Source organism: Moorena sp. SIO1G6, from assembly GCF_010672795.1.
Classification (GTDB): Bacteria; Cyanobacteriota; Cyanobacteriia; order Cyanobacteriales; family Coleofasciculaceae; genus Moorena; species Moorena producens.
Genome location: NZ_JAAHFZ010000143.1, coordinates 1 through 2609, shown reverse-complemented (window position 1 = coordinate 2609; position 2609 = coordinate 1). Strand labels below are relative to the sequence as shown.

Below are 2609 nucleotides of genomic sequence, written 5' to 3'. Positions count from 1 at the left end.
CAAGAGACTGGTTAGAAGTTACCGCAAGAAGAGTGCAGCCTTTATAGTTGGTAGGCTATGCATCAAAGGTGGCAGGTTTTGTTGTAAGGCTGCACTCTTCTAAGGTTTCGTCTCCGGCGCGTTGCGTAATCCGGTCTAACGACCTGGTTGCCTATGAAGATTTAAGAGTCAAGAATTTGGTTAAAAACCATTGCCTTGCTAAGTCTATTAATGATGCTGGTTGGTATCAATTTAGAAAATGGTTAGAGCACTTTGGCGAAAAGTTTGGCAGAGTCACTGTTCCAGTCAATCCTGCCTATACAAGCCAGAATTGCTCAGAATGTGGCGAAGTGGTCAAGAAGTCACTATCAACTAGAACTCACGTCTGTGAATGCGGTTGTGAATTAGACCGTGACCACAACGCCGCAATCAATATCCTAAAAAGAGCCTTGGGTACGGTGGGGCACACCGGAACCTGGATCATAGATCAGAACGCTTCGGGAGATCTGGCCTCTACTGTTCTTGGTTCCGGCCAGGAACAGCAAGTCGGGTCGTTGAGCGAAGAATCCCCGTCCTTATAGGGCGGGGAGTGTCAACGATTTTTCTCTAATAGGCATTCTGCAGCTTCTAGCATATCTGCAGCAATATCTCTGAGGTCTTGCCGATTCTCTAGATATGTCGATAACGCATCTATGGGGTCAATACTGTTACCTATACCAAGTTCCGGCAAGCGGGGACGGGCTAGCTGGCTGACTAATTCTGGACGAATGGTATAGTGGTGGGCTGCCCTCAAGGATTCATGTATGGCACTATTGTCAATTAGGTCGAGCTGCTCAGAACGTAGCTTGTAAATCAGCCGGACTATAGCGTTTTTAATAATTTCGTTACCAATAGCGTTTAGTAAAGTACTTTGGGGATCATCTGCTTCAGCAAGGTTGACCTCAATGGTACGGAAGGGACGCACTGACAAGGGACAAAATTCCCACTGAACATGACCTTTGGACAGCTCAATCATGACATAACCTTTGTCTTCCTTCTCTTCACTGAAATCGACCCGCTCAATGCTGCCAGGGTAAATGACTGGCGGGTCATTGGAGTGGTTGAGATTCTGGTGTTGGTGGATGTGTCCTAAAGCTACATAATCAAAGCAGGGTCGAGTCAGCAGCGAGAGCGGAATAGTAAAACCTTTACCAACGGCTAGGAAGCGTTCTGCACCAAATCTAGCTTGGTCTGCCATTAAATGACCTAACAAGACCGTTGGCAGGTTTGGGTCTAGTTGACGAATTTCTGCTTCTAAGATTGGCTCAAGCCGTGAGATCAGGAGTTGGTTAACCTCGGCTAGGGTTAGACCTTCGGTGTCTGGGCGACTGAGAAGGGTGGAGTTGGTTAGCCACGGTAGAGTAATCACCTGTACTCGACCATTGTCGGTTTGAATCTTATGAGTTTCGATGCTATCCCCTACTACAAATCCAGGCACGCCTAAGGTGCGATAAATACATAAGCTAGCACCTCCTTGTCCTTGGGAGTGTTGGTCGTGATTTCCTACTAGTAAAACGGTAGGAATGTTTACATCTACTAAGCGGCGAAATTGATTAGCAAAAGCTTGTTGAACATAAGGTGGTGGTGTGGCATCGGGAAAGGCATCACCGCCAAAAAGCACTAAATCCACAGGTTCGGTAATGGCTCGGTCAATACATTTAGCTAGGGTATTGACAAAATCTTCTAAACGTGTATTGATTCCAGTAGCAGGGTTGATTCGTCCATGGGAGAAGCCACTACCCATGTGGATGTCAGATAGGTGAAGAATTTTGATCATTAGCCATCATATATAATTTCGATTTGATAGGCGAACATACTCTGTCAGGGAAAGGCAAGAGGCAATAGGCAAGAGGCAAAAGGATAAGCCATGTTGCTCAAACGTTGCTGAAAATTTATGGGTTATTCGTCAAGAATTTCAGCTTCCGGCAAAAGGAGCCCCACATCTCAATACGTAGTATGAGTGTGGGAGGAATTTTGCACAGAGTCTTTCGGTACAGGTAGGCGAGCTATGAAGCTTCTCAGTAACTCGGAGTAGGTCATCCCCCTACGATTGACCGTAGGTCACGCTACGCGAACAGCCTCTTCCTGTAATTGTCTTTTCTCAAAATTGGTCACTCTGACTACGAGCTTTTGATCTTTCATTATGGATTGACGTTTGTTGCCACGAATATTATCCTAATAGTAGGTCGAGAAACACGAAAAGTCAATGAGAACGGCGTACCAGTACAGGCTAAGATTAACCAAGCAACAGGAAGCTGATATAGAGAGGTGGTTGGACATGTTGCGCCACCAATACAACTATTTACTTGCTGACAGGTTTAACTGGTACGAACAAAATCGCTGCTCTATTAACTCATGTCCTCTTATCTGTCATTTACCTGAACTCAGAAATAATCCTGATTACTTTTCCCAGAAGCGAACATTACCTCAACTGAAAAAAGATCGACATTGGTACAAGGAGATCCGTGCGACTCGTTGGCTAGAAACCTTACCTAATAAAAGGTATGGGGGATTAGCCGCAAGGTAACAGAACCTTGACAACTTGATAACCATGTTGGTGAAATACCAACCCTCGTGAAATCCGAGCGACA

General features: G+C 45.5%; 1 protein-coding gene and 3 pseudogenes. 3 read left to right on the top strand and 1 reads right to left on the bottom strand.

What is annotated here, in order from left to right:
* Nucleotides 1-103: pseudogene (locus F6K63_RS36555) on the top strand (RNA-guided endonuclease InsQ/TnpB family protein); the annotation flags it as partial.
* 13 nt (nt 104-116) lie between these two features.
* Nucleotides 117-560, top strand: a pseudogene (locus tag F6K63_RS36550) (RNA-guided endonuclease InsQ/TnpB family protein); the annotation flags it as partial.
* A gap of 11 nt (nt 561-571) precedes the next feature.
* Here F6K63_RS36550 and sbcD read toward each other — a convergent pair.
* Complete coding sequence (gene sbcD, locus F6K63_RS36545; RefSeq protein WP_008187888.1) at nt 572-1795, bottom strand: exonuclease subunit SbcD; 1224 nt, start codon at nt 1793-1795, stop codon at nt 572-574.
* A gap of 429 nt (nt 1796-2224) precedes the next feature.
* On the opposite strand from sbcD, the pseudogene F6K63_RS36540 reads away from it, so the two are divergent.
* A pseudogene (locus F6K63_RS36540) lies at nt 2225-2488 on the top strand (helix-turn-helix domain-containing protein); the annotation flags it as partial.
* Between the last annotated feature and the right edge of the window lie 121 nt (nt 2489-2609).